The organism is Bradyrhizobium sp. AZCC 2289 (genome assembly GCF_036924615.1).
GTDB lineage: Bacteria > Pseudomonadota > Alphaproteobacteria > Rhizobiales > Xanthobacteraceae > Bradyrhizobium.
The window spans coordinates 9,566,280-9,585,520 of record NZ_JAZHRY010000001.1; the positions used below are offsets into that span (position 1 = coordinate 9,566,280).

Here is a 19,241-nt window from a genome sequence, read left to right on the forward strand (position 1 = left end):
GGCTTGAGAACGAGACTGAAGCGTTATATCTCGCCGCTGTCCTTGTGCACCAGATTGGCGGCGGCGCTGCGTCCAGTCATTTCGCTTTTCAGCTGCTCGAAGCGCAGCCGCGCGTCGCTTTCGCGATCGTCCACGAACTTGATCGCGGCCTCCTTCGTCATCGGCCCCGTCACGAGCGGGGTCGAATTCTCGCCGATCGTTTCGTCGACATAATATGCGCCATCATCCTCGCGCACCGTCCATTTGAAGCGGATCGCGGCCATCGGTCCGGGACCGAGTTTGGAGTAACCGGCCGCCTCGATCGCGGGGGGCGGCGCAGGCTGTTCTTCAACCGCGACCTTTTCCGGCTCGCGGTGGGATTCGGGCTGGTCAAGGATGCTGGCAATGGCCGCAAGTGCATTATCGGTTGGGTCGCTCTGGCTCAAAATATTAGTCCCCGGAAATAGGGCGTGATTAACGGAAGCCGGGCTCCGCCACCAGCGCTAATACCCCTTCCTCGCTCCGGATTAAGGCTGAGTTTTGTCAGCTTACGCGCATACCGGCGGCAATCGGCCGTTCCAGGGCCGGGCCTGCTCCAACTGGCCTGCCAGGCGGAACAAGGTGGCCTCATCGCCGAATTTGGCCGAAAACATCATGCCGAGCGGCAATCCGGCCTTATTCCATGCCAGCGGCACCGACATCGCGGGCTGGCCGGACATGTTGAACATCGAGGTCCACGGCATATAGCGCCGCAGGACCGGCGGGATGTGCGACAGATCCCCAGACATCGAGTCGAGTTCGCCGAGGCGCAGCGGCGGCGAACACAACGTCGGGCACAGGAAAACGTCGCGATTCCCGAAGAAGGTCGCGAGCCCGCGCGAAATCTGGAAGGCGCCAAGTTGGGCGGCGACATAGTCGGTCGCCGAGGTGTTTTGCGCGTTGTGGGCGAACGCCAGCGTCAGGATCTCGAAATCGTTTTCGGTCACCGAACGGCCGAGCCGCTGCTCGATCAACCGCACGGTCAGCGCGGTGTTGCCACCGACAATCGTGGTCATCACGGCCGCCGGATCGGCAGCCAGCGGCGGCGCGCGCTCCTCGACGTGGTGTCCCAATCCTGCGAGCAGGCCGGCGACGTCACGAACCGCAGCCGCGATCTCGGGATCGATGGCATCGCCATAAGGCGATTTGTCGGTGAAGCTGATGCGGAGCTTGCCGGGATCGCGGCCGACCTCCTGCGCAAACGGCCGCTCCGGAGCGGGCGCGACATAGGGGCTCGACGCTTCCGGCCCGTGGATGGCGTCCATCATCGCGGCGCTGTCGCGCACGCTGATGCTCACTACATGGCCGCAGGAAAATCCGCCCCAGCCTTCGCCGCGATCCGGACCGAGCGGATTGCGCGCGCGGGTCGGCTTCATCCCGAACACGCCGCAGGCGGAGGCGGGGATACGGATCGAGCCGCCGCCGTCGCTGGCATGTGCCACGGGCAGGATGCGCGCGGCGACCGCCGCCGCGGCACCGCCGGACGAGCCGCCGGAGGAGTGCGCCAGAATCCAGGGATTTCGGGTTGGTCCGTGCAGACGGGACTCGGTGGTCGGCATCAGGCCGAATTCGGGACTGGCGCTTTTTCCGAAAATCGAGACGCCAGTCGCGAGAAAGCGCTGGGCGAGGGTACCGCTGTGATCGGCGACAAAATCCTTCAGCAAAGTCGCGCCCGACGTCGTGCGCGTGCCCTCCAACAGATCGAGGTCCTTCAGGAGAAACGGCACGCCGGCGAACGGACCGTCGGGAAGTCCTCGCTCGATCTGGCGTTCGGCATAATCGTAATGTTTGACGACGACCGCGTTGATTTGCGGATCGACTTTCGCGGTGCGGGCCACGGCCTCGTCGAGCAGCTCGCGCGCCGTGACCTGTTTGTTGCGGACCAGCCCGGCAAGGCCGACCGCGTCAAAATTGCCGTATTCCCTGAATGCCATGTGCATACCTCGTTGACCGGGCCAATCGATGGATCGGCCGGCGCCAGAACGGTGATCCCTGGGCGATCAGCCGAAGACGTCCTGATTGATCACGTTTTGGCGCAAAGGATCGCCGTCGAGCACGCTCAGGATATTGCGTGCGGTTTGCTCGCTCATGCGGTCCACGGCCTCCCGCGTCACGCCGGCGACATGCGGCGCCATGATGACGTTGGGAAGTGCGAACAGCGAGTGGCCGGCCGGCGGTGGCTCCTGTTCGAAAACGTCGAGGCCCGCGCCCGCAAGTCTGCCTGAAACCAGGGCCGCATGCAGCGCCGGTTCGTCGACGATGCCGCCGCGCGCGGTGTTGATGAGGTACGCCGTCGGCTTCATCCGCTGCAGCCGCGCGGCATTGAACATGCCGACGGTTTCCGGATTTTTCGGGCAGTGAATGCTGACGAAGTCAGCGCGCGGCAATGCCGCATCGAGATCGGCAACCGGTTCAGAGCCGGCTGTCTTGATGTCGGCCGCGGGTTTGTAGGGATCGTAGATCAGAACGTTCATTTCCATTGCCAGGCAACGCTTGGCGGTGCGGGTGCCGATGCGGCCGAAACCGACGATCAGGACGGTCTTGCCGAAGAGATCGTAGGGCAGCACGCCGAGGCGCGACGCCCATCTGCCGTCCTTGACGATCGAATGCATTTCCACCGCGCGCTTCGCCAATGTCAGCATCATGAACAGCGCCTGTTCGGCGACCGACGGCGAGTTGGCGGTGCCCGCGACCATCAGCGGCACCTTGCGGCGGCTCAGCGCCGGGACATCGACGGCGTCGAAACCGACCCCGATCCGCGTCACCACCTTCATGTCGCCGGAGGCCTCGAGTTCGGGTTCGCCGAACCGGGTGGCGCCGAGCGCCACGCCATGGACCGGCGCCTGCGCCTTCAGCATGGCCTCGAAATCCCGGGCCGAGATCATGTTGGGAAATTCGATGAGTTCGATATCGTCCCGCGCATCGAGAAGTGCTCGTCCCTGCTGCGACATCGATTCGGTTACGAAAATTTTCTTCTTGTTGGTCGCCATTTCCAGCCCCTTGGCCTCATTTTTGTTTGTGCGCCGTCAAAGGACGACGCCGGTCACCTCGTTTAGCAGGTGCATATTGTTGAGGTCCACTGCCAATCGGAGCGGGCTGCCATCGCGCGCCCCGGCGTTGGGATTGACCCGGCCGCAGATCTGCGCGCCCTCGAGCGTGAAATAGATCAGGGTTTCCATTCCCATCGGCTCGGTAACATCGAGCACCGCATCGAAGGGCTCGATGCCCGGCTCCGAATGCGGCTTTGCTTCGGTGATGTGTTCGGGCCGGACCCCCAACAGCAATTTGTCGGTCCGCGAGACACCCTGATATCGGGCGGCGCGGGCGGGCGGCAGCGGGAAGGCGATCCGGTCGGTGATCCGGATGTTGAGCTTGCCGCCGACATCCTCGAGCCGGCAGGGGATGAAATTCATCGCCGGCGAGCCTATGAAGCTGGCGACAAAGCGCGTCGCCGGCTTGTGGTAGAGTTCGTTCGGCGTGCCGATCTGTTCGATGCGGCCGTGGTTCATCACCACGACCCGGTCGGCCAGCGTCATCGCCTCGACCTGATCGTGGGTGACGTAAACCGTGGTGGTGCGGACTTTCTGGTGCACCTTCTTGATTTCGATCCGCATCTGGACCCGAAGCTTGGCGTCGAGGTTGGACAGCGGTTCGTCGAACAGGAACACTTTTGGGTTACGCACGATGGCGCGGCCCATGGCGACGCGCTGGCGCTGGCCGCCGGACAATTGCTTGGGCTTGCGATCGACCAGTTCGACGATGTCGAGCATGCGCGCGGCCTCGTCGATCCGGGTCTTGATCTCGGCCTTCGGATAACGTTTCAGGCGCAGCCCGAACGACATGTTTTCGGCGACCGTCATGTGCGGGTACAGCGCGTAGTTCTGGAACACCATCGCGATGTCGCGGTCCTTTGGCGGCACGTCGTTGACGACGTCGCCGCCGATCATGATGTCGCCGTCGGTGATGTCCTCAAGCCCCGCGATCATCCGCAGCGTGGTCGACTTGCCGCAGCCCGACGGTCCCACCAGCACCACGAACTCGTGGTCGGCGATGTCGAGATCGATGCCGCGCACCGCCTCGACGTCGTCGTAACGCTTGATCACCTTGCGCAACGTCACGTCAGCCATGATTTCAACCCTTTGTCGCGCCGGCGGTCAGGCCGGCAATGTAATAATCCATCAGGAACGCGTAGATGATCAGCGGCGGCGCGGCGCCGAGCAGGGCACCGGTCATGATCTGGCCCCAGTTGAACACGTCGCCCTTGATCAGTGAGGTGATGATGCCGACCGGCAGCACCAGTTGATCGGTCGAGGTCGTGAACACCAGCGGATACAGGAATTGCGCCCAGGACACGGTGAAGGCGAAGATGGTCGCGGCGATAATCCCCGGCATCGCCACCGGAATGAATATCCGCGTCAGGGTCTGGAACCAGGAGGCGCCATCGATGATCGCGGCCTCATCGAGCTCTTTGGGGATCGAGGCGAAATAACCGATCATGATCCAGGTGCAGAACGGAACCGTCAGCGTCGGATAGAGCAGCAGCAGCACGTACCATCTGTTGATGAGCTGGATGCCGGTCCAGTCGCCGAATACCGCGAACATCTTGAACAGCGGCAGAAACAGCAGGGTGTCCGGGATGAGGTAGGTCAAAAACACCCCGGTCGCGAGGGTCGCCGAGCCCCAGAACCGCATGCGCGACAGCGCGAAGGCCGCGGGCACGCTGATCAGCATGGTGATGGTGACCACGAAGATCGAGACAAAGGCAGAGTTCCGGAAGAATACCAGGAACTGGTTCGACGTCAGCAGCCCAACGTAGTTCGACAGCGTCGGATGAAATACCCACCAGGGATTGGTCGCCGCCGAAATCTCGGCACTGCTCTTCAGCGAGGTGATGAGCATGTAGAGCGGCGGCACCAGCGAAAAGATCGCGAACAGGATGAGGAAGAAGTACGACCATTTCAGCGCCCAGGCGCGGTCGCGGCTCATGCTGCCATATTTGGTCTTGCGGGTCGGGCCGGCCTTGTCGATTGCGAGCGTGCTCATCAGGCTTCATTCCCACGTTTGTTGATGTCGCGCAGGATGAAGATCGCCGCGATCGCGAGTATTGGGAACATGAACAGCGACACGCTGGCGCCGAGCGGGATGTCGCCGCCTTCGATACCAACGCGGAACGCCCAGGTCGCGAAAATATGCGTGTGATCCAGCGGACCGCCGGCGGTCAGGATCCGGACAATGTCGAAATTGGCAAACGTCACGATCAGCGAGAACAGCGTCGTGATCGCAATGATGTTGCGCATCATCGGCAGCGTCACGTACCAGATCCGCTGCCACCAATTGGCACCGTCGATGGCGGCCGCCTCATAGAGCTGCTCCGGCACCGATTTCAGCGCCGCCAGATACATGATCATGAAGAAGGGCGCGCCAAACCAGATGTTGACAAGAATGACCGAGAACCGCGCCCAATAGGCGTCGCCGGTCCACGAGATCGGCCCGATGCCAAAATAGGAAAGCGTATAATTGAACGCGCTGTAGGAAGGATCGAACAGCCACAGCCATGCCAGCGTGCTCATCGCGGGGGGGATAACCCAAGGCACCAGCAGCATGCCGCGCCACTTGCGCTGCCCTTTTGCCGGGATGTTGTGAACGAAATGCGCGACGATGAAGCCGATCAGCGCCTTGAACACCACAGCTGTGATCGCGAAGATGCACGATTGCTTCACGACCAGCCAGAACGTTTCGCGTCTGAACAGGAACTCAAAATTGCCGAAGCCGATGAACCGCTGCATCGACTTGTTCAGGGTTGCCAGATGCAGGGAATAGAAGGCCGGATAGATCACCAGAATTCCGATCAGGAGGATCAGCGGCAGCGTCATGAGGAAGGCGGCCGTGGACTTGCGCTTGAGCGTTGTCCGCAAACTGGAGCGCTTTCGCGTTCCCGCGCCGGCAATTCTGCTCGATTGAATTGCTACATCAGCCATGATTCATCTTCCTCGCGGTTTCAGAGGAGCCGGTCAGGCTTTCAATCGGGGCCGGCATCGCTGCCGGCCACCAGTCGTATTGACGCAACCGCGTCGTGGAGCATGCTCGCCGCAGCGGCCACGCGACTGGCGCGACCGCCCGGACCAGTTCAACTCCGCATGAAGCCTTCGAGTTCGCCTTCCGCCCAGGCCAGCGTCTTCTCCATCGGCTCGCCCTGGTAGAAGCGCACGCACATTTTGGTCAGGGTTGCCTGGGTGTAAATCTGCTGGGCGACCTTCGGTGGCGCCGGCGATGCCGCGATCGAGAGCTTCTGATGGTTGTACGGATTGGGGTAGTGGTAAAGCGTGCCCTTCGGCGGCCCTTCCTCGGCCCATGTCTTCAGCGTGGTGAGTTTCTCGAACGCCGGCAGATCATAGCCACCGCTTGCCGCGACCAGTTTCTCGACTGCAGCCGGTTGCGACATATGGGTCAGCAGGCTTTTGGCCGCCGCCTTGTTCTTGCCGAAATTCCAGACGCTCCAGAAATAGGGCAGGAACGGCGCGAAGCGGCCCTTCGGGCCGGCTGGGAAGCCGTGAGTCCAGCATTGCGCGGCAATATCCGGGGCGTCGCGCCTGGCGACGGCCCAGGCGCTCGGCGGGTTCATGATCAGCGCGCCCTTGCCGGAGACCAGCCATCGGTTGTTGGAGGCATCGTCCCACGCCGGCGCGTCGGGCGGCAGGAACGCGATCAACTTTTTGTAGTATTCTAGCGCCTGGCGGACATTGTCGTTCTTCACGACAACATTGCCCTTGGCATCGACGACCTCGGCGCCAAAGGACAGGAAGATCGCGCCGACGGTATCGACGGAGTCGCTGGTCTCGCCAAGACCGATGCCGAACGGGAAGCCGCCCTTGTGGCAGGCTTCGGCCGCCTTGAGGAAGGTGTCCGTGGTCCAGTTCTCCGCCTTGGGCGGGCTGCCTGCCGGATACATCTCCTGCACGTCGATGCCGGCGTACTTCTTCATGAGGTCGATGCGCGAGCAGGGCCCCTTGATCTGGCTGCCGATGCAGGTGGGAACGCCGAGCCATTTGTCGCCGGCCTTGCCGAGATATTGCACCGTGCCATTGACGGCGCCGTTTTGCGCGATGAGCGGCTCGACGACGTCATTCATCGGCTCGAGCAGATCGGCCTGCGAATGCGGCCACCACGTCGCCATCGCGAGGATATCGTGCCCGGACTTCGCCTGGGCTTCGGCGGCGATCGTGATCTCGTTCTTCCTGCCGTTGCTGGTGATGTAGTCGATCGATACCTCGACCTTCTCTTTTTCGGCCCACTCGTTGACCAGGTCGGTCGAGGCCTTGTTGGCGCCGGGCACCCAGTGATCCCAGAAGCCCATTGTCAGCTTGCCGGCGGCGTACGCGCCGCGCACATAGGGTGCGGTGATCAACGCTGCCGATGACAGCGCAGTAGCAGCAACAAATTCTCGACGAGTGAGCTTCTTCCGTGACATGGCGTTACCTCCCTGGTGAGCCAATCGGATTTGAAGAGAAATCTCGTTTTTGTTGTTCTGCTCGCGGCGATTCAGGCGTCGCGGAGATTTCATTGACGCAATCAGAGCAGAATTGCCGGCGTCTGTCGAGAAATCAGGCGCTTGCTGTTCTAGAACTAACGTTGTGTGCAAATTGCAGGCAGCGGGAATCTCCGTCCACGAATGCAAGGCATTCCGGGCATCGGCGCGAGGATATTGCATCGCACACACCGACCTCGCGGATGGGCGAGCGGGTGTGCGATAGCGCAGCAGGTTTCTCCTCGCCGGCCTAATCCCGTTTTGCGGCAAACGTTTCGTCATTTGGATGACGGAGCGCGGCAGGTAGACTTGCGCAACGCGAAAACGATAAAATCCGGATTCGGCGGCGGGCCCTCCGCCGTAGAGAACGCAAAGCCGACAGTTTTAGATCGACCAAAAGGAGACGAACGAATGACCAACCCGGTAACGACGCTGCGTTCGCGGTGGAAGCTATGCGTCGCGCGTGGGGTGGCCGCCATCATGCTTCTTGGCGCGCCGTGGATGGCCGATGCGCAGGTGGTTCAAGGCGTTGAAAAGGGCGCCCGCGAGGGCAACAAGGCCGCCGGACCGGTTGGCGGCGTCCTCGGCGGCGCGATCGGCGGCGTGGTCGGCGTCGTGACCGGAGTCACCGGTGTCCTGACCGGCGGCAAGAATGGCCAGGCGCCGAATGGACAGGCGCCGGCCGCGAAAGATGGCAAGCAGGGCGATGCTGCGAAAACGGCGAAGGCAGCCAAGGGCGCCAAGGGCGCCAAGCAGCCGACAGTCCTGACCCAGGAAGGTGCGCCGCAGATCACGGCCGAACAAATTGTCGCCAACAGTGACTCCAATATCGAGCGGATCAAGAAGGAATTGAACCTGACGCCGGAGCAGGAGAAGAACTGGGCCGGCTTCAACAGTGCGATGCATTATCTTGGCCATAACGGCGCCGACCGCCTTAATCTGCGCATCGCGCGCGCCAAGCGCGATCCGCCCGACGACATCATCGAGCAGATGCGCAACGAAGCCCAGTTCCTCAACGATCGCGCGGTCGATCAGCGCAATGTGGCCGATGCGGCCGAGCCGCTGTTTGCGAGCCTGGACGACAAGCAGAAGCAGATTTTCATTCAGGAAATGGTCAATCTGAGCCACGAACGCGGGCTCGATTAGGCAATTGTAACCGGTCCCGCCGCTCCACCCACTGGCGCTGGCGGTGCCCGAACGCCTCGATTCCTGGCTTGGCTGTCCCCCGCCGAACCTTGGTTCAGCGTGGATAAGTCCTCACCGCCCGGACCAAGTTGGGCGTCAGATACGCGGAGGACCCGAACGACTGCGTTTTGGCAACAGCCAAGGGCAAACTGAGCAGACCGCTCCGTGCCAGGGCTAGCGCAGGCTTGGCCTACGCGCCCAACAAGAACCGGGAAATCGGCGGCGAGTATCGGTACACCCGCTATCAGGGCGGAGATTTCGGACTCGGCCAGGTCGCCGGGATTTGTCAGACGACGACGGCTTGCCTCAATCAAAATGTGACGGGCCACAAGACTGTCGAGACCAATGAGGTCATGGTGAAGCTCAATTATCGCTTCGACCGGGCCGGACCGGTTGTTGCGAAATGCTGAAATCGACCCAGTGCGCCAAACAACAGCCCTGGCATCGCCCGGGGCTTTTTTGTGGCTTGAACGCGGTGGAGCCGCGACGAATAGCCGGGCACGTAGCCCTGGGGTAGGTTGAAGGCACGGCACCCGGCTATCCTGCCGCAGCGGCGCGGCTCGTCTATTCGTCACGCAATGGTGAAGAAACCCTGTCCGACTCGCGCCCGAGTGATGGCCGACTCGCGGCCTTGTCGGGAACGTCGATCTTTCACCGTTGAGTATTGCGCCGGAACATCATGCGCGCTTTGGCCCAGGAATCCTTTGGCCCAAGAATATCGCAAGGCGAATCCGGCCAGCGCGGGGCTGGCCGAATTGATGTCAAACTCGCGGCAAGACCGGGGGGCGCGAAAAATGCTCTACGCCTTCGGGAAATTCAATTCCACGCCGACGCCATCGGGGTCGTACATGAAGAACTGCGTATCGCCGGTACGCGGCACGATGCTTTCGCGGAATTTGACGTTGTGCTGCTGCAGGCGCTTGCGCACGCCGTCGACATCGGTGGCGGAAAAGGCGATGTGATCGAGACGGCCGGTGTCCTCGTATTTCTTCTCGGTGCCGCGTACCACAATGCCTTCGCGCGGCTTGCGCGTGCCCATCAGATGCACCGTGGCGACGCCGCCTGAATAGAGCCAATAGCCGGGAAAATCGAGCGGCGGCCGATCGCCGTTCTCCAGGCCCAGCACTTCACAGTAGAAGTTCTTGGTGCGCTCGAGGTCCTGGGGTTCGATGGTGTAATGCTGCAGTCCGCCAAGTGGCATGGTTGTTCTCCCTAGACGAAAGTGGGTTAGACGAAGGTGAGGTCGGCCTCGACGCCCAGCATCCAGGCGCCGACGGTTTCAAAATGGCTGAGCCGGCCCTGCAACTGCTGAGTCACGGTGTGGATGTCGCGGAAGCGACGCTCCAGCGGATGCCCCTCGAAGATCGCGGTGGCTCCGGCGGCGTTATAGGCGAAATCGACCGCCTCGCGCCCCTTGTGGATGGCGTGTGTGGCGGCCATGCGGATGACGACACGCTGTTCGACCGTGATGCTGGTTCCGGCCACCAGATCCTTCCAGATGTCGGCTATCGACTGCAGCAGGAAGGCGCGCGCGGCGCGCAAATTGACCTCGGCCTGGGCGAGACCGGACTGCACCACGGCGTTGTCGCGCAACGGTGACTTCATGCCGCGCGGCACCTTGTTGCGCGCCACATCGACAAAATTGTCGAGCGCGCCGCGGGCAATTCCGCAGGCCACGCCGGCAAAGCCGACCTGGTAGCAGGTGCCGGCGCTCATGCGGTAGAGCGGTCCGCCTTCGCGGCATTCCCGGTCGAATTCGCGGGTGATCGAATGATCGGATCGAACGAAGAAGTCGTTCAGCGCGAACTGGTCGCTGGCGGTGCCGCGCAGCCCGACCGTGTTCCAGATGTCGGTCCATTCCACATCCTGGGTGCGCACCAGCATGGTGCGCTCCTGCGGCTCGCCATTGGCTTCGTGCTTCGGCGTGCCGTCGGCCGCATAGATCGGACAGTGCGCGCCGAGCCAGGTTGCATGCCGGCCGCCGGAGGCGAACGACCACACGCCAGTGACCCGGTAGCCGCCGTCACATTCCACCGCCTTGACCCTGGGGCCGGGGCCCCAGGCCAGTACGGCCTTCGGATCGCCAAAGATCGCCTGCGCCACCGGCAGGTCGAGATAGGCGGCCGACATCGCGCAGCCGCCGGCCTGGCTCAGGCACCATGCCGTCGAGGCGTCGGCGCGGGCGATGGTCTCGATGACGTGGAAGAAGGTGACCGGATCGGTTTCGATGCCGTTGGACGAACGCGGCAGCAGTAGACGAAACAGCCCCGCGTCGTGAAGCTTGTCGAGCAGCGCCGGCGGCAGCCGCCGCGTCGCCTCGACCTCGTTGGAGGCCGCGGCGACCGCGGGACGGACGGCCTCGGCGCGGGCGATCACACGCTGGTCGCCCGCCAGATCGGCAGAAGTGGAGATCGGCCTGTCCAAGGCTATGCCTGCCGCACGGTGGCCGTCGACAAATCAAGCCCGTCAGCCAGATCCTTGTCGATCTGTTCGATCGACTTGCCCCTGGTCTCGATGCCGAGGAAATAATACACGGCGCCGGCCATCAGGAACCAGCAGCCGAGATAGACGAAGGCGGTCGGGATTTGGGTCAGCGGCACGTCGGGCTTGAGATAATTGTTTGAACCCACGATCAACGCGAGGCCGACCGGTCCGATGATCTTGCCGATACCGCCGAAGCCATAGGCCGAGCCCATGCCGCTGGTTCTCAGATGCGACGGCCAGACCTCGGCCGCATAGGGCCCGACGATGGCAAAGCCGCCATCGGCAAAGAAGAAGGCCACGGCCAGGATCAGCCAGAACGCCGACAGGCCAAACAGCGTCGTATCGTAATGGTAGCCGGCGACGATGGTCAGCACCCCGGCGCCGAGGCCGAGCAGCCCGCCGGCGGTGCGCCGTCCCAACGCCTCCGAGAAATAGGAGAAGGAGAGACGGCCGATGAAGCCGCTCACGCTGAGCAGGATCATCATCTTGGCGGCTTCCTGGGGCGTCACCTTCAACAGCAGCACGAACAGCGACGGTGCCCAGAGCGTGATGCCGTAGACGCCGGTCTGGGCGCCGGCATTGCCGAGCCAGGAGACCAGCAGGCTCCGCGGATATTTGAACAGGTCGAGCCAGTTCGACTTAACAATCGGGCCGGCGTCAGCGGCGGTCGGCAGCGGCAGGGTAGATGGTTCCATCTGGAGCGCCCAGGCGAGCGACTTGCGGGCTTCTTCGTAGCGGCCCTGGCGGCACAGCCAGCGCGGCGATTCCGGAACCCAGAGGCGGACCAGCAGGACCAGCAGCGCCGGGAGCACGCCGATGGCAAACAGCAGCCGCCACTGGTCGCTTCCCATGAAACCGCCCATCACGGCGCCAAGACCGACACCCAGCGGGATGACGCACGTCACCAGCCCTCCGACCCAGCCGCGCTTGGAAGAGGGCATGAATTCCTGCACCAGCGGCAGGTCCACGCAATACAGCCCGCCGACCCCGGTGCCGACGAAGAAACGCATGATCGTCAGATAGATCCAGCCATTATCGGGCGTGAAATAGAGCAGGCCGGTCGCAATGGAGAAGTTCAAGACGGTGCCGATGAACACCACGCGGCGGCCGACGCGATCGGCAAGCCAACCCCAGAGATAGGCGCCGATGATTGCGCCGATGCCGGAACTCATCAGCACCGTCGCCGACTGACCGAAGGTGAGCTTCCACGGCCCGATCAGGAAGGCGAGCACGAAGCCGATCAGGAAATAGTCGAAGAATTCGAGCGCGTCGCCGATGATGGCGGCGGTGAGGATCTTGATCTGGTTGCCGGTCAGACTCGTCCGGCGATCGAGTATCTCGAACATGGCGTTTCCCCTTGGCGCATGTTCATTTTTTGAACGGGCGTCGCGCCTGCGCACCGCTATCGGCAAAGGCTATCCCGCCGATGCCGCGAACAGCAACCCCGCGAAGACGCGGATCACATCTGCGCGGCAACGGCGGCGGGACGTCATACCGCTTTGCACAAATTCGGCCGGCGTGGCGACGGACGCTCGCCATTTGTTTAATGTTTTGCCGCTAGCCTGCCGGTATAGCGATATCCAGGGCCGAAGGGGATGGAAGAGAAACGAAAGCATCCGCGAACCGAAATCGACGAACCCGCCTATGTCTCGTCGGGCGGTTCCGTGATGCGTTGCGTGGTGCGCAACATTTCGGTCGAGGGGGCGGCGATTGACGTCGCAAATCCGGCCTTTGTTCCGCAGTGCTTTCGCCTCGTGATGGCGAAGGATTCCTCGATCGTGCGTGAATGCCGCATCGCCTGGATCCAGAAAAACCGGATTGGCCTGACCTTCATCGACGTCCCGAAAGCACCGCAATCGACCTGATGGCGCTGAGCGCGGGGAAGCAGCTTACTCGATCCTCAGCTTCGCATCGTGCACGACCTTGCCCCACTTCTCCATTTCCTGCTTGATCCGTGCGGCGAATTCATCCGGTGTGTCCGCCACCGCCTTGAAGCCGAGCACGGCAAGGCGCTCGGTCAGGTCCGGCTGCCCGACAGCCTTGGCGTTCTCGCGATAAAGCAGGTCAACGATCTCCTTCGGGGTCCCCGCCGGCGCGACGATGCCGGTGAGGGTGTCGGCCTCCTGGTCACTGATGCCTTGTTCGGCGAAGGTCGGCACGTCGGGTATTCCGCCCGCGCGTTCGTTTGCCGCAACACCGAGCGCGCGGAGTTGCCCGGACTGGATCGCCGAGAGCGAGGACGGCAATGCGGTGAAGGCGATCGGCGTATGCCCGCCGACCGTGGCCTGGACCGCCGGAGCAGCACCTGTAAACGGCACATGCACCAGGTCGAGGTTGAACGCCAGCCGAAACAATTCGCCGCCGAGATGCGGCGTCGAGCCGACGCCAGGACCCGCAAAGCTGTATTTGCCGGGATTGTCTCGAATGAGCTGCACCAGTTCCGGTAGCGATTTGGCCGGCACCAACGGGTTGACCACGACCACATTCGGAGACGCTGCGACCAGCGTCACCGGGGCAAAATCCTTCACCGCATCGTACGGCACCCTGGCGTAGAGGCTGGGATTGACCATGAACCCGGTGCTGATCGCCATGATGGTGTAACCGTCCGGGGTCGCGCGCGCGACCTGGCCGGCCGCGGTGTTTCCGCCCGCGCCGCCGACATTCTCCACAAAGAACTGCTGGCCGAACGCATCGGAGAGTTTCTGTGACACCATGCGCGCGATGGCGTCGGTCGGCCCGCCGGCCGGAAACCCGACCACCACGCGCACCGGCCGGTTTGGATAGCTTTGCGCCGAGGCTGGCGGGACACCGCACAACAACAACACCGCTGCGCACGATATTCGCAAAATGGCCGCCATGGCGCTTTCCCCCAAATATGCTTGTTGGCGCCATCATCGGCGACGGCGGCGCGCAGAACAAGGGGAGAGAGGGCGACGGCGTGCCGTCGTTATTTCTTCAATAGCGGTTTGATCCGCTCTTCCAGTTCCTCGAACGACATGCTGCCCTTGAGCCGCTCGCCATTGACGAAGAAGGTCGGCGTCGAATCCACCTTCAAGGCATCCACCGCATATCTCTGGTCGGCGGCGAGCTTGTCGAGCAGCGCCTGATCCTTCTCGCAGGTCTCGACCTCCTGTTCGCTCATCCCGTTCAGCTTGCCGATGAAATTCAGCGTGTCCTTGGTCTGATCCATCAAGCGGTCCTGCTGCTTGAACAGGATATCGACGGCGCCGAGGTATTTTTCGGAATCGTCCTTGGCGATGCAGCGCGCCAGCATCGAGGCCGCCGCGGCCTTGATGTCGAGTGGAAATTCACGGAACATGAACCGCACCTTGCCGGTGTCGATATATTTCGACCGCAGCATCGGGAACACGTTCTCGCCGAACGCCGCGCAATGCGGGCAGCTCATCGAGGCGTATTCGGTGATGGTGATCGGCGCCTTCGGCGAGCCGATCGCGATATCCGGCAGCGACACCGGCTTTGCCACAGCGGCGGCGATTGCGCTTTGCGCCATCGCTGCGCTGGTGAGCGGCGGGGCGAGGGCGAGGAATGTGACGGCGAGGACGCGGCAGAGAATATTCAAAGGGCCTGCTCCGAAACGATGTCTGCGAAGGAATATCCAATCGGCATCATCGAAATTGATTACAACTTCCGGCGTGCCGAATCCACGGGCCGAAAAGGTAAAATGGTGATCGTCCAGAGAACCGCCTCGGGCAATCTCGTGAAGACAACGTGATCAGGGGCCGGCGAATGGACGATCTGGGATGGCAGGCGTTGTTTTCACTGTTTTGACCGTGTTCACCACCCGAGGAATGGAATGACCACAACACGACAAACTTGTGCAGCCGCCGCGGCGTTGGCATCAATACTTTCCACGATTGGTCCGTCGAATGCCCAGCCGGTTACACTGCGGGGGCAGGACGCCTTCGGCGACTGGCAGCGCGACAAACCCGGCACCGTTCGTCTCATAAAACCGGAAGACCTGCCGAAGCCGGGCGCAACGCCTTCGGCCGCCAACGTATCCCGCGTCGTGGCCAGGCCAGACTCGACCAAGCCGCAAGTTCCGCCGGGATTCAAAGTGGAACTGTTCGCCGATGGGCTGAGCGGTCCACGCATCATCCGGACCGCGCCGAACGGCGACCTGTTTGTCGCCGAAACGCGCGCAGGCCGCATCCGAATTTTGCGCGCGGCGGATGGCGCTCCGAAACCTCAGATTAGCGAAGTCTATGCCAGCGGCCTCAGCCACCCCTTCGGAATCGCGTTTTTCCCTGATGGCGACGATCCGCACTGGGTGTATGTCGCCAATACCGACAGCGTCGTTCGGTTTCCCTACCGGTCCGGCGATTTGACGGCATCCGGCAAACCCGAAACGGTGGTGGCCAAGCTGCCGACTGGCGGTCATTCGACACGTGATATCGCCTTCACGCCGGACGGCACGCGCATGCTGGTCTCGGTCGGCTCGGAAGGAAATGACGGCGAAGGCATGGGCCGGCCCCGCGGCGGCCTTCAATCCTGGAGCCGCGCGCACGCGCTCGGCGCAGCCTGGGGCGCCGAGACCAATCGCGCGGCGGTGCTGGCTTTCGATCCCGACGGCAAGAACCAGAAAATATTTGCCACCGGCATCCGTAACTGCGTGGGCCTGGCGATCCAGCCGCAGACCGGCACGCCGTGGTGCTCGACCAACGAGCGCGACGGGTTCGGCGACAACCTTGTGCCGGACTATGTGACCCGGGTTCGCGAGAATGCCTTCTATGGATGGCCGTGGTTCTACATCGGCGGCAACGAAGACCCAAGACACGCCGGGGAGCGCCCCGACCTGAAAGACAAGGTCACGGTCCCCGACGTCCTGCTGCAGGCCCACTCCGCGTCGCTCGGCCTGAGCTTCTATAGCGGGAGCAGCTTTCCGCCGGAGTATCGTGGCGATGCCTTCGCAGCCGGGCACGGATCGTGGAACCGGGCCAAACGAACCGGCTACAAGGTCGTTCGTATCAGGCTGAAGGAGGGCGTCCCGACCGGCGAGTACGAAGACTTCGTTACCGGCTTCGTCATCAACGATTCCGAGGTATGGGGTCGCCCCGTCGGCATTGCGGTGGCGCATGACGGCGCATTGCTTGTTTCGGAAGACGGCAACGGAACGATCTGGCGGGTCAGCCACTGATCGGCCTGGCGACTGGGCGCAGGGTCGTCCGAACACAGGATTGTTCGAACACAAGGACGTGTTCGGCCTCAAAAACGATGAACTTGGCTGGTTGCCTCAATACGAACCGACGTGGCGGGATGTACGAGGCGGATATGTCAAATCAATCAGAGCTCCGAAAATGGGCAGCCGAGGCCGCTCAACAGGCCCGGACCGAGAAGGATGCCAACGAAGCGCGGCGCCTGCAGAGCTTCGCGCAATACTGGACGCGGCTCGCCGACACCGAAGAATGGCAGCGCGATCACGAGGTTGCGTAAGGCGGTTATCGCCCGGCCCAGTGCACAAAACGGCGTTCGATCACCAGAAACAATAAATTGAGCGTATAGCCGAGAGCCCCAGCCGCGAAGATCGCGGCATACATGCCGGGCATATCGAACAGCTGCTGGGCTTCGAACACCCGCTGGCCGAGCCCGTCGGTCGAACCAATGAACATCTCCGCCACGACGATGATGACCAGCGCCAGCGAGACGCCGTTGCGCAGGCCGACGAAGGTCTGTGGCAGCGATTCCTTCAGCATCACGTCAAACAGCACGCGCAGCCGGGAAGCGCCCATCACTTTGGCGGCGAGCAGCCGCGTCTTGCGCGCATTCATGACGCCATAGGCGACGTTGAACAGGATCACCAGGGCGGCGCCGAACGCGGCCACTGAAATCTTGGTCCGATCGCCGACGCCGAACAGCACCAGGAACAGCGGAAACATCGCGGACGCCGGCGTCGAACGGAAGAAATCGATTAGAAACTCCACCGAGCGATAGAGTTTTTCCGATGAACCGAGCAGGATCCCGAGCGGGATCGCAATCACGGCGGCTATCGCGGTCGAGTAGATCGTTCGCATCACCGTCTTGAGGAAGTCGACACCGAGCTTGCCGTTGACCATGCCCTCCCACAACGTCCGGAACGTCGCCAGCGGCGACGGCAGCAACACCGGATCGACCAGCTTCAGCCAGGTCACGATTGTCCAGATCGCCAGAAGGATGGCGACGCCGACCAGCGGCAGCAGGGCCTTGGCTTTGCTCATCCGCGGTGCACCTCGCGCTGGAACAGTTTTAGGCAATGCGCCTTGGTGGCGATGAAGCCCGCCTCCGACATGGTCCTGTCGGTTCGCGGCCGCGGCGCATCGTAAGGCACGAACTCGACCACGCGGGCCGGATGCCGCGACAGCAGCAGGACATAGTCCGAAAGATACACCGCTTCCTCAAGATCATGCGACACCAGCACCGTGGTCGTTTTGGTCTCGATGAAAACGCGCTGCAGCTGGTCGCGCATGAACAGGGTCATCTCGTAGTCGAGCGCGGAAAACGGTTCGTCGAGGAACAGGATCTCCGGCTCGATGATCAGCGCCCGCATGATCGAGACCAGCTGCTGCTGGCCTCCGGACAGCTGATAGGGATAAAGCGCGAGGTCAATCTTGACGCCGAGATGGGAAATCAGCCGTTCGACGCGTTGGTTGCGCTCGGGCGTCGGGATTCCCATCAGCTTCAAGGGATAGGCGATATTGTCGAACGCGCGCAGCCAGGGAAACAAGGCCTCGCGATAGTTCTGGAACACGTAGCCGAACCGAATGCCGCTCAAGGGGCGGCCGTCGAACAGCACTTCGCCCGCGTCAGCCGGGACAAGGCCCGCGATCATGTTGATGAGGGTGCTCTTGCCGCAGCCGTTCGGGCCGAACACCGAAATCAGCTTGCCGCGGGGAATGTCGAAGTCGAAACGATCGTAGATCGTGGCGTCGGCGTAGTGCTTGGATAGTCCCCGGATGGTGACGTGCGGCGCGGTCCGATGGGACTCGTCAGGGACGCTGGCCGACCCGGTCGCGACGCTCAGGGCTGGGTTTGCCACGCGCGCCCTCAAAACTTCTGGAGGAATTTTGTCACGTCGACCTTTTCGGGCACCACGCCGATCGACGTGCCGAAATCGGCGAACGCCTGAAAATCCGCAAGCTGCTGCGGGCTCATGTCGCCCGCCATGACGTAGCCAAGCATCGACACCATGTCGACCACGTTGTCCGGCGTGAAGGTATTTTTGGCGAGATGTTTGCGGGCCTCGTCGGGGTTCGCATTGATGAACGCGATGGCCTTTGCCCAGGCGGCCGCGAAACGTTTTGCGACCTCCGGCCGCTTCTGGATGAAGTCAGAGGTCATGGCGCAGCCCGCGGCATAGGCGTCAGCGGTTTCGCTGCCCAGAATATATTTCGATATCACGCCGGCCTCGAGCGACCGCGCGACACCGGCCTTGATCATCATCGACGCGTTGGGCTCCAGCGTATAGCCACCGTCGAAAGTGCCCGCCGTCATCGCATTGACGTGCTGGCCCATGTCGAGCTGATCGATGGTGTAGTCGCCTTCCTTGAGGCCATTTTTGGCGAGGATGGCCTTGGCGGTATTTAGATTGGCCGGCCCCGGCGCCGACATCAGTTTGGCGCCCTTGAGATCGGCGATCGAATTTGCCGGGAAGCCGTTGCGGACCACGAACTGCTCCATCTTCCAGACCTTGGTCTGGCTGTTGAGGCCGATATACATGGCGACGCCGGGCTTCTTGACGTTGGCGTTAAGTCCTTCGAGCATCACGAGGACCACGGATACTTCGATCTGGTTGGTCATCATGGCGGCGACGTTCGAGGGTCCGCCCATGAGTTTGGTCATCTCAGGCTCGATGTTCTGCTCCTTGAAGAATCCAAGGTCCAGCGCCACGAAGTAGGGCAGGGAAGAACTCACCGGGAACACGCCGACGGAGACCTTGTCCTGCGCTTGGGATTGTCCGGGCAGGGCTGCAAGGCCTGCAAGCAAGCCAATCAGCGCGGCGGTCCTCGTCATCCATTTCATGTTCACGATCTCTCTA

20 protein-coding genes are annotated in these 19,241 nt (G+C 62.4%); 5 read left to right on the top strand and 15 right to left on the bottom strand.

Translation table 11 applies throughout. The features are described 5' to 3' along the window. Positions 1 to 23: 23 nt before the first annotated feature. From V1289_RS44905 to V1289_RS44935, 7 genes are all read right to left on the bottom strand, one after another. Positions 24 to 425, bottom strand: coding sequence for a hypothetical protein (locus V1289_RS44905; RefSeq protein WP_334405958.1), 402 nt, complete (start codon positions 423 to 425; stop codon positions 24 to 26). A 102-nt stretch (positions 426 to 527) separates the two neighbouring features. Further along, complete coding sequence (locus V1289_RS44910) at positions 528 to 1,952, bottom strand: amidase (RefSeq protein ID WP_334405959.1); 1,425 nt, start codon at positions 1,950 to 1,952, stop codon at positions 528 to 530. Between the two features lie 66 nt (positions 1,953 to 2,018). After that, positions 2,019 to 3,008: a hydroxyacid dehydrogenase gene (locus V1289_RS44915; protein ID WP_334405960.1), complete on the bottom strand. Its 990-nt coding sequence runs from the start codon at positions 3,006 to 3,008 to the stop codon at positions 2,019 to 2,021. Positions 3,009 to 3,044: 36 nt separating this feature from the next. Further along, positions 3,045 to 4,145, bottom strand: coding sequence for an ABC transporter ATP-binding protein (locus V1289_RS44920; RefSeq protein WP_074276739.1), 1,101 nt, complete (start codon positions 4,143 to 4,145; stop codon positions 3,045 to 3,047). Between the two features lie 4 nt (positions 4,146 to 4,149). Continuing rightward, positions 4,150 to 5,061 carry a carbohydrate ABC transporter permease gene (locus V1289_RS44925; RefSeq protein WP_334405961.1) on the bottom strand — a complete coding sequence of 304 codons (912 nt, stop codon included), beginning with the start codon at positions 5,059 to 5,061 and terminating at the stop codon, positions 4,150 to 4,152. Further along, positions 5,061 to 5,996, bottom strand: a complete 936-nt coding sequence (locus V1289_RS44930) for a carbohydrate ABC transporter permease (protein ID WP_334405962.1) — start codon at positions 5,994 to 5,996, stop codon at positions 5,061 to 5,063. The genes V1289_RS44925 and V1289_RS44930 overlap by 1 nt, the downstream gene beginning before the upstream one ends. 149 nt (positions 5,997 to 6,145) lie before the next feature. Then, positions 6,146 to 7,486 (bottom strand): ABC transporter substrate-binding protein, encoded by a 1,341-nt coding sequence (locus tag V1289_RS44935; RefSeq protein ID WP_309176785.1) that lies wholly within the window; start codon positions 7,484 to 7,486, stop codon positions 6,146 to 6,148. Between the two features lie 468 nt (positions 7,487 to 7,954). Here V1289_RS44935 and V1289_RS44940 point away from each other — a divergent pair, with 468 nt between their 5' ends. Both V1289_RS44940 and V1289_RS44945 read left to right on the top strand, forming a co-directional pair. Beyond that, a complete protein-coding gene (locus V1289_RS44940) occupies positions 7,955 to 8,689 on the top strand; it encodes a Spy/CpxP family protein refolding chaperone (RefSeq protein WP_334405963.1) in 735 nt (244 codons plus the stop codon). A gap of 224 nt (positions 8,690 to 8,913) precedes the next feature. Continuing rightward, the gene (locus V1289_RS44945) at positions 8,914 to 9,138 is read left to right on the top strand and encodes a hypothetical protein (RefSeq protein ID WP_334405964.1); all 225 of its coding nucleotides are present in this window, start codon (positions 8,914 to 8,916) and stop codon (positions 9,136 to 9,138) included. 389 nt (positions 9,139 to 9,527) lie between these two features. Here V1289_RS44945 and V1289_RS44950 read toward each other — a convergent pair whose 3' ends face one another. From V1289_RS44950 to V1289_RS44960, 3 genes are read right to left on the bottom strand one after another with little or no spacing between them, the layout of a single operon-like run. Beyond that, the gene (locus V1289_RS44950; RefSeq protein ID WP_074276744.1) at positions 9,528 to 9,929 is read right to left on the bottom strand and encodes a VOC family protein; all 402 of its coding nucleotides are present in this window, start codon (positions 9,927 to 9,929) and stop codon (positions 9,528 to 9,530) included. Positions 9,930 to 9,955: 26 nt separating this feature from the next. After that, the gene (locus V1289_RS44955; RefSeq protein WP_334405965.1) at positions 9,956 to 11,152 is read right to left on the bottom strand and encodes an acyl-CoA dehydrogenase family protein; all 1,197 of its coding nucleotides are present in this window, start codon (positions 11,150 to 11,152) and stop codon (positions 9,956 to 9,958) included. A 2-nt stretch (positions 11,153 to 11,154) separates the two neighbouring features. Next, positions 11,155 to 12,558 (bottom strand): MFS transporter, encoded by a 1,404-nt coding sequence (locus V1289_RS44960; RefSeq protein WP_334405966.1) that lies wholly within the window; start codon positions 12,556 to 12,558, stop codon positions 11,155 to 11,157. A 249-nt stretch (positions 12,559 to 12,807) separates the two neighbouring features. Here V1289_RS44960 and V1289_RS44965 point away from each other — a divergent pair, with 249 nt between their 5' ends. Continuing rightward, positions 12,808 to 13,077 carry a PilZ domain-containing protein gene (locus V1289_RS44965; protein WP_309176790.1) on the top strand — a complete coding sequence of 90 codons (270 nt, stop codon included), beginning with the start codon at positions 12,808 to 12,810 and terminating at the stop codon, positions 13,075 to 13,077. A gap of 24 nt (positions 13,078 to 13,101) precedes the next feature. On the opposite strand, the gene V1289_RS44970 is transcribed toward V1289_RS44965, so the two are convergent. Both V1289_RS44970 and V1289_RS44975 read right to left on the bottom strand, forming a co-directional pair. Further along, positions 13,102 to 14,070 carry a Bug family tripartite tricarboxylate transporter substrate binding protein gene (locus tag V1289_RS44970; protein ID WP_334405967.1) on the bottom strand — a complete coding sequence of 323 codons (969 nt, stop codon included), beginning with the start codon at positions 14,068 to 14,070 and terminating at the stop codon, positions 13,102 to 13,104. Positions 14,071 to 14,159: 89 nt separating this feature from the next. Next, positions 14,160 to 14,786, bottom strand: coding sequence for a DsbA family protein (locus V1289_RS44975; protein ID WP_334407924.1), 627 nt, complete (start codon positions 14,784 to 14,786; stop codon positions 14,160 to 14,162). A gap of 240 nt (positions 14,787 to 15,026) precedes the next feature. Here V1289_RS44975 and V1289_RS44980 point away from each other — a divergent pair, with 240 nt between their 5' ends. Continuing rightward, positions 15,027 to 16,367 carry a PQQ-dependent sugar dehydrogenase gene (locus V1289_RS44980; protein ID WP_334405968.1) on the top strand — a complete coding sequence of 447 codons (1,341 nt, stop codon included), beginning with the start codon at positions 15,027 to 15,029 and terminating at the stop codon, positions 16,365 to 16,367. Positions 16,368 to 16,501: 134 nt separating this feature from the next. After that, entirely contained in the window at positions 16,502 to 16,663 is a 162-nt protein-coding gene (locus V1289_RS44985) for a hypothetical protein (protein ID WP_309176793.1), read from the top strand. 5 nt (positions 16,664 to 16,668) lie between these two features. Here V1289_RS44985 and V1289_RS44990 read toward each other — a convergent pair whose 3' ends face one another. The 3 genes from V1289_RS44990 to V1289_RS45000 are packed head-to-tail and all read right to left on the bottom strand — an operon-like array spanning position 16,669 to position 19,225. Next, a complete protein-coding gene (locus V1289_RS44990; protein ID WP_074276752.1) occupies positions 16,669 to 17,424 on the bottom strand; it encodes an ABC transporter permease in 756 nt (251 codons plus the stop codon). Continuing rightward, positions 17,421 to 18,242 (bottom strand): ABC transporter ATP-binding protein, encoded by an 822-nt coding sequence (locus V1289_RS44995; protein WP_334405969.1) that lies wholly within the window; start codon positions 18,240 to 18,242, stop codon positions 17,421 to 17,423. The genes V1289_RS44990 and V1289_RS44995 overlap by 4 nt, the downstream gene beginning before the upstream one ends. Positions 18,243 to 18,250: 8 nt before the next feature. After that, positions 18,251 to 19,225, bottom strand: a complete 975-nt coding sequence (locus V1289_RS45000) for an ABC transporter substrate-binding protein (RefSeq protein WP_334405970.1) — start codon at positions 19,223 to 19,225, stop codon at positions 18,251 to 18,253. Between the last annotated feature and the right edge of the window lie 16 nt (positions 19,226 to 19,241).

What these genes read in the sequence shown, in the direction of transcription:
- V1289_RS44915 (WP_334405960.1), bottom strand. Translation starts at nt 3,008, where the DNA reads ATGGCGACCAACAAGAAGAAAATTTTCGTAACCGAATCGATGTCGCAG.
- V1289_RS44990 (WP_074276752.1), bottom strand. Translation starts at nt 17,424, where the DNA reads ATGAGCAAAGCCAAGGCCCTGCTGCCGCTGGTCGGCGTCGCCATCCTT.
- V1289_RS44950 (WP_074276744.1), bottom strand. Translation starts at nt 9,929, where the DNA reads ATGCCACTTGGCGGACTGCAGCATTACACCATCGAACCCCAGGACCTC.
- V1289_RS44960 (WP_334405966.1), bottom strand. Translation starts at nt 12,558, where the DNA reads ATGTTCGAGATACTCGATCGCCGGACGAGTCTGACCGGCAACCAGATC.
- V1289_RS44965 (WP_309176790.1), top strand. Translation starts at nt 12,808, where the DNA reads ATGGAAGAGAAACGAAAGCATCCGCGAACCGAAATCGACGAACCCGCC.
- V1289_RS44940 (WP_334405963.1), top strand. Translation starts at nt 7,955, where the DNA reads ATGACCAACCCGGTAACGACGCTGCGTTCGCGGTGGAAGCTATGCGTC.
- V1289_RS44970 (WP_334405967.1), bottom strand. Translation starts at nt 14,070, where the DNA reads ATGGCGGCCATTTTGCGAATATCGTGCGCAGCGGTGTTGTTGTTGTGC.
- V1289_RS44925 (WP_334405961.1), bottom strand. Translation starts at nt 5,061, where the DNA reads ATGAGCACGCTCGCAATCGACAAGGCCGGCCCGACCCGCAAGACCAAA.
- V1289_RS45000 (WP_334405970.1), bottom strand. Translation starts at nt 19,225, where the DNA reads ATGAAATGGATGACGAGGACCGCCGCGCTGATTGGCTTGCTTGCAGGC.
- V1289_RS44920 (WP_074276739.1), bottom strand. Translation starts at nt 4,145, where the DNA reads ATGGCTGACGTGACGTTGCGCAAGGTGATCAAGCGTTACGACGACGTC.
- V1289_RS44980 (WP_334405968.1), top strand. Translation starts at nt 15,027, where the DNA reads ATGACCACAACACGACAAACTTGTGCAGCCGCCGCGGCGTTGGCATCA.
- V1289_RS44935 (WP_309176785.1), bottom strand. Translation starts at nt 7,486, where the DNA reads ATGTCACGGAAGAAGCTCACTCGTCGAGAATTTGTTGCTGCTACTGCG.
- V1289_RS44910 (WP_334405959.1), bottom strand. Translation starts at nt 1,952, where the DNA reads ATGGCATTCAGGGAATACGGCAATTTTGACGCGGTCGGCCTTGCCGGG.
- V1289_RS44985 (WP_309176793.1), top strand. Translation starts at nt 16,502, where the DNA reads ATGTCAAATCAATCAGAGCTCCGAAAATGGGCAGCCGAGGCCGCTCAA.
- V1289_RS44930 (WP_334405962.1), bottom strand. Translation starts at nt 5,996, where the DNA reads ATGGCTGATGTAGCAATTCAATCGAGCAGAATTGCCGGCGCGGGAACG.